5 protein-coding genes are annotated in these 5,855 nt (G+C 63.0%); 2 read left to right on the top strand and 3 right to left on the bottom strand.

Annotated features, from left to right (window positions below; translation table 11 throughout):
- Positions 1 to 68: 68 nt before the first annotated feature.
- Complete coding sequence (locus tag ACE3UY_RS03710) at positions 69 to 1,514, bottom strand: wax ester/triacylglycerol synthase family O-acyltransferase (protein WP_374686208.1); 1,446 nt, start codon at positions 1,512 to 1,514, stop codon at positions 69 to 71.
- 199 nt (positions 1,515 to 1,713) lie between these two features.
- On the opposite strand from ACE3UY_RS03710, the gene ACE3UY_RS03705 reads away from it, so the two are divergent.
- A complete protein-coding gene (locus tag ACE3UY_RS03705) occupies positions 1,714 to 2,496 on the top strand; it encodes a class I SAM-dependent methyltransferase (protein ID WP_374686207.1) in 783 nt (260 codons plus the stop codon).
- A 31-nt stretch (positions 2,497 to 2,527) separates the two neighbouring features.
- Here the strand turns inward: ACE3UY_RS03705 and ACE3UY_RS03700 are convergent, their stop codons facing one another.
- The gene (locus ACE3UY_RS03700; RefSeq protein ID WP_374686206.1) at positions 2,528 to 3,325 is read right to left on the bottom strand and encodes a class I SAM-dependent methyltransferase; all 798 of its coding nucleotides are present in this window, start codon (positions 3,323 to 3,325) and stop codon (positions 2,528 to 2,530) included.
- Between the two features lie 168 nt (positions 3,326 to 3,493).
- Here ACE3UY_RS03700 and ACE3UY_RS03695 point away from each other — a divergent pair, with 168 nt between their 5' ends.
- A complete protein-coding gene (locus ACE3UY_RS03695; protein ID WP_374686205.1) occupies positions 3,494 to 4,138 on the top strand; it encodes a TetR/AcrR family transcriptional regulator in 645 nt (214 codons plus the stop codon).
- Here the strand turns inward: ACE3UY_RS03695 and ilvD are convergent.
- Positions 4,135 to 5,805, bottom strand: coding sequence for a dihydroxy-acid dehydratase (gene ilvD, locus ACE3UY_RS03690; RefSeq protein WP_374686204.1), 1,671 nt, complete (start codon positions 5,803 to 5,805; stop codon positions 4,135 to 4,137). The genes ACE3UY_RS03695 and ilvD overlap by 4 nt on opposite strands.
- Positions 5,806 to 5,855: the final 50 nt, after the last annotated feature.

Genomic DNA, 5,855 nt, shown 5'->3' with positions numbered 1-5,855 from the left:
CTGGTTGGGCACGCGATCAACTGTGCTCTACAGGACTTCTCAGCCAGCGACCGGTGCACTCAGATCGGTCAGGTCTTGGCCTGAGTGGGCAAGGCGTCCGCTAGTTCGCGCAGCGCCTCGAACTCGATGTAGACGTTGTTGATGAGCTGCTCCGGGTCGGGCACAAGGCTGGCGTCGGTGGCCACGCCGATCATCACGCTGCCGTTGTAGCTGATGATGCTGATACCCATGCCCAGGCCACCCGATTGGGGAACCCAGGCCATCATCTCGCGCATCGGGCGGCCGGCGAGGTAGAGTTGGATCTGCGGGCCGGGCACGTTGGTCAGAACCATGGTTGATTTGCTGGCGAAGAAGTCCAGGAACAGACCCTCAATGTCCGTAGGCGTCATGCCCAGGGCGTAGAGCACGCCGTAGGCCACCACCGCCTCGGGCGATTCCTTGATCTCGTTCATGCTGTGGCGCATCTCGAAGAAGCGTTCGTGCGGAGTGGCCGCGCCGACGGGTAGGGTGGGGAAGATGAGGCCAAAGCGATTCCCCAATTCCAACGGGGCATCGAGCGGGCGCAAGTTGACCGGGACAGTCGCCCGGACGTTTACGCCATCAACCGGCTGCTCGCGCTCCAGCATATAGCGGCGCAGCGCCCCGGCCACTGTTGCCATCAGCGTGTCATTCACAGTGCCGCCCAGCGTCTTGCCCACCCGCTTCACCTCGGTCAGAGGCAACGGGTCAGACCAGGCGGCGCGCTTGGCGACGCCCAAATCGCCTTTGAACAAGGTCTGCGGGTCGGGCGTGCGCAGGATCATCTCGACCAGCTTGGTCGTGCCGCCCGTGCCGATCTTGGCCGCGTCTATCAGCCGGCTGGGGTGGCGGAGCGTCTCCAGAGTTTGCTGGAGGGCCAGATCGGCCACTTGGCGCGTGGTCTTGGCGGCGGCCATGGTCGTCTTGCCGACCATCATGGCTGGACTCATGAGGGTTTCGACCAGCCCGCGGCGTTTCCCGGCTGGATGATCCTCCTCATCCGGAGTGGTCGGCGGGGAAGCATCGGGTGTCAGGTCGGTCATTGACAGGAGCACCCGCATGAGGGCGATGCCGTCGGCGATGGAGTGGTGCAAGCGGCAGGCGACGACGCATCCCTGACCGTAGCCTTCCACCAGCACGAACTGCCACAGCGGCCGGGTTTGGTCTAGTGGTGTGCTGATGAGATCGCTCATGAACGCCTGTAGCGCTTGTTTGTCGCCTGGCGCGGGCAGAGCGACCCGGTGCAGATGGGAACGCACGTCGAAGTGAGGGTCTAGTTCCCACGTGTAGTTGCCCAGCGGTGTGCGCGGGGGCACGACGCGCTGGCGGAAGCGGTCGAAGGTCAGCAAGCGCCGCTCGATGGTCGCCACCAGTTGGTCGAAACCGATTGGCTCATCGAAGGTCATAAAGCTACAGATCATCATGAGGTTCGTCGGGCGTTCCATGTGCAACCAGGCGGTATCGACGTTGGACATGGTCTCTTTATGCTTCGACATGAGCGCACTCTCCTGGGGACAGGGCCTAGGTTCCAGGGGGCAGGAGATAGGGGTCAGGAAAGAGAGTTCTTCCCTAGCCCCTAGTCCCTATTCCCTAATACCTAATTGTATGAGAAACGATGACGCTGATCAATGAGTGCGCGCGGTTTGGCGGGCCGGCGGGTCGAGGGTAAACTGGATTGTTTGGACGCAGGTGACGATGACCACAACTACAAAAGATAGAGATAGTCGTAAAGAGGTCATTCAGGCCGAACTGGCCTGGCATGAGCAGGAGGCTCACCGGCGCTATTCGCTCGACGAGCTGTTATACGATCCACCGGCGTTCGACGCGGTGGTGGAGCCGGCCCTGGACTTCCTGGAGGCGCGGCCTGGGGAGCGCGTGTTGGATATGGGCTGCGGCGAGGGCAAGGAGACGTACGCGCTGGCGGCGCGCGGTCTGGTGGTGATCAGCACCGATCTGTCGCACACGCAGCTGGCCCGCGCGCGCGACCGGGTGTGCGACGGCCTGCCCGATGCCCGCGCCCACTTCGTGCAGGCCAACGCCGAGGAACTGCCGTTCGCCGCCGGGGCGTTCCGCATCATTTACGGCAAGGCCATCTTGCATCACCTCGATCTGGGCCTCTCGGCCGCGGAGGTGGATCGGCTGCTGCAACAGGGCGGTCGGGCCACGTTCGCCGAGCCGCTGGCCCGCCACCCGCTCATTGGACTGGGCCGCCGCCTGACGCCCCGGCTGCGCACCCACGACGAGCGCCCCTTCGGCCTGGAGGAGATGGACGACTTCGCCAGGCGCTTTGTCAAGCGTGGCGTCGAGACTTTCTTTTTGCTGGCGCCATTGGCCTATCCGTTGCGGCTGCTGCCGGGCGGCGAACGCATGTTTCAGACAGCCCATGCGCGACTGGCGCGCCTAGACCGCTATCTCTTTGGACTTTTCGGCGGGTTGCGCCAGTTTGCCTGGTATGGGGTTGTGCGCATTGAGAAGTGACCAGGTGACGGCAGCGAGAGGCTGCGGTCTGTTAGCTGCGTTGCCCATGCTGCCGCTTGCGTCCTTCTATTTGCAGATAATCGCTGTCAGTTTCCCAGTTCTCCGGCCCGCCTCGGTTCGATTCTTGGAATAGTTGCTCCAAATCGTGCCGTAGCGCTTGCTTCTGTGACCCTTCCGGGAAGGAAGCATAGGCCATGGCGACAGGCCCCATATTGTCCAGGAAGAAATCCAGCGCCGCTGTTGGGCCAAACGGGAACTGCATCTTATAGGAGCCGTGGTTGGCGATGATACTGGCGAAGTGGGACGCCAGGCGCGATCGAGCGATGGCCTCGTCGCCCCAGGCCAGGGGCGAGGGCATAGGCGGCGCGGGCACATGGCGGCCGATAGTCTGCATGAGTCGGCCGCCCCAACTATTCGATGTCCAACAGAAGAGCACTACTCGCCCGTTAGTCTTCAACACGCGGGCCATCTCGGCGGTTGCGGCGTCCGGATGTGCGGCGAAGATGACTCCGAACTGGCTCACCACGGTGTCGAAGGACGCGTTGTCGTATGGCAAGGCCTCAATGTCGCCTTCGTCGAAACGGACAGACAGCCCATTAGCCTGGGCGCGCTCTCGGGCCGCTTCGACGAGGTTGGAGGCAATGTCAATGCCGACAACCTCGGCGCCGGCCTGGGCGGCGCGCAGGGCGAAAACGCCCGCGCCACAAGCAGCATCCAGCACGCGCTCACCTGAGTGGATGTGAGCCTGTTCAAAAACAGCGTCGTCGCCCGCCCGTGTGTAAGGAGCAAAGGCGCCAAAATCGCCTTTCATCCACGCGATGCGGTTCATAGCGCCGCCAGAAACGGATCTAGTTGACATGCATCACTCTTTTTGTGCTGAGCTTGCACCCGGTAGGGCTTATCGGTGTTATACTACAGTGATAGTATATTTATTATAGTAACACTATATCCAATATGGGCATGATACATCCTGATTACCGAATTGTCAAGAGGACAGATGAGCCAGAAGACAGCAAAACGAAAATACAATGCGAGCCGACGTATAGAACAGGCGCAAGAAACAAAACGCCATATCCTGGATGCGGCGCTGACGTTGTTCGGCGATCACGGCTATAGCGGCGCAACCATAGAGGCGATCGCCCAAGAGGCTGGCGTCTCGCCCCTCACGATCTACACCGCGTTCGGCAACAAGCCTTCCCTTTTATCGGCGCTCGTGGATGTCTTAGTCGGTGGGGACGACCAGCCCATTCCTCTCTTGCAACGGCCGGAACCACAGGCGGTTCTTGAAGAGGCGGACCCTGTGGTCAAAATCTACCGCTTTGCTGAGTCCATCACCGATATCCTGGAACGTGTCGCCCCCATGTTCCCGCTCATGCGCATGGCGGCCAAGACGGAGCCGGAGATAGCTGCCACGCTGTCAAACCGTCTGGAGGCGCGGTTTCAGAACCTGACGAGGTTTGTCCAGAGCCTGATGGCCCACACCAAATTGCGCGAAGGGCTGGACGAAGAGTCGGCAACGACGACCGTCTGGGCCATCACCAGTCCGGACGTATACCTTCTACTGACAGTCGACAAAGGCTGGCCGAAAGCGCGTTTTGTCCACTGGGTTGGCGATTCGCTCGTGCGGCTGCTCTTGCCCTAGAGATCTGTCACGCACCCTTCCGACGCCGACTTCACCAGCTTGATGTATTTATACAGCGTCCCCCGCGTCGCCTTCAGCGGTGGAGCGATCCACGCGGCGCGGCGGGCGGCCATCTCCTCGGCCGCTACGCCCACGTCCATCGTGCGCGTCGTCGCGTCTATGACGATCGGGTCGCCGTCGCGCACCAGGGCGATGGGGCCGCCCTCCTGCGCCTCTGGCGTCACGTGGCCGACGATGAAGCCGTGGCTGCCGCCGGAGAAGCGGCCGTCGGTCAACAAGGCCACGTCCTTGCCCAGCCCCGCGCCCATAATGGCCGAGGTCGGCGTCAACATTTCCGGCATCCCCGGCCCGCCTTTCGGCCCCTCGTAACGGATGATGACTACGTCCCCTTTCCGGATTTGACCCGCTTCCAGCCCAGCCAGCATCGCCTCTTCCGAGTCATAGACCCGCGCCGGCCCGCTGAAGCGCTCGCCTTCCTTGCCGGTGATTTTCGCCACCGCGCCTTCGGGAGCCAGATTGCCCCACAGGATTTGGATGTGGCCCGTGGGCTTGATCGGGTCATCTAGCGGCCGGATGATGCGCTGCCCCGGCGCCAGCCCAGGCGCGGCGGCCAGGTTCTCAGCCACCGTCCGGCCCGTCACGGTCAGGCAGTCGCCATCCAACAGGCCATTCTCCCACAGATATTTCATCAGCGCCGGCGTGCCGCCGATGCCCTGCATGTCTTCCATCACGTAGGCCCCACTCGGCTTCAGGTCGGCCAGGAAGGGCACGCGGTCGCTGACGGCCTGAAAGTCGTCCAGGTTCAGCGGCACGTCCACGGCCTTCGCCATGGCGATCAGGTGTAGCACGGCGTTGGTGCTGCCGCCCAGGGCCATGACGACGACCATGGCGTTCTCGAAGGCGGCGCGGGTCATGATGTCGCGCGGCTTGATGTCGCGCTCCAGCAGCAGGCGCATGGCCGCGCCGGCGTGGCGGCACTCATCGTGCTTCTCGCCCGACTCGGCCGGGGCGGACGAACTGTAGGGCAGGCTCATGCCCAACGCCTCGATGGCGCTGGCCATGGTGTTGGCCGTGTACATGCCGCCGCACGCGCCCGGGCCGGGGCAGCTGTGGCGGACGATGAGCTGGCGCTCCGTCTCGCTGATCGTCCCGGCGATCGCCTGGCCATAACTCTGGAAGGCGGAGACGATGTCGAGTTGCGGGTGGTGGGCCGTGCAGCCGGCGCGTATCGTACCGCCGTAGATCATCAATGCCGGCCGGTTCAGCCGGGCCATGGCGATCAGGCAGCCGGGCATGTTCTTGTCGCAGCCGGGGATGGCGACCAGGGCATCGTACCAGTGGGCGGCCATCGTCGTCTCGATGGAGTCGGCGATGATCTCCCGCGACTGGAGCGAATAGCTCATGCCGTCCGTGCCCATGCTGATCCCGTCACTGACGCCGATAGTGTTGAAGCGCATGCCCACCAGATCGGCGGCGACCATGCCCTCCTTCACCCATTTCGCCAGCTCGTTCAGATGCATGTTGCAGGTGTTGCCCTCATACCACATCGAGGCGATGCCCACCTGCGGCTTGTGCATGTCTTCTTCGGTCAGCCCCGTGCCGTAGAGCATGGCCTGCGACGCGCCCTGGGATTTGGGTTGGGTGATGCGCGAACTATAAGTATTCATGGTTCATTGTTGGGCGGGTTGGCAACCCGCCGCTCCTGTCAGGCGGGTTG

The sequence above is a fragment of the Promineifilum sp. (SeqCode) genome (assembly GCF_041918635.1).
GTDB lineage: Bacteria > Chloroflexota > Anaerolineae > Promineifilales > Promineifilaceae > Promineifilum.
The sequence above is the reverse complement of the archived record's forward strand: the minus strand, read 5'-3'. Positions and strand labels throughout refer to the sequence as shown.

Coding starts and splice junctions, on each gene's coding strand:
- ACE3UY_RS03710 (WP_374686208.1), bottom strand. CDS start 1,514: ATGTCGAAGCATAAAGAGACCATGTCCAACGTCGATACCGCCTGGTTG.
- ACE3UY_RS03705 (WP_374686207.1), top strand. CDS start 1,714: ATGACCACAACTACAAAAGATAGAGATAGTCGTAAAGAGGTCATTCAG.
- ACE3UY_RS03700 (WP_374686206.1), bottom strand. CDS start 3,325: ATGAACCGCATCGCGTGGATGAAAGGCGATTTTGGCGCCTTTGCTCCT.
- ACE3UY_RS03695 (WP_374686205.1), top strand. CDS start 3,494: ATGAGCCAGAAGACAGCAAAACGAAAATACAATGCGAGCCGACGTATA.
- ilvD (WP_374686204.1), bottom strand. CDS start 5,805: ATGAATACTTATAGTTCGCGCATCACCCAACCCAAATCCCAGGGCGCG.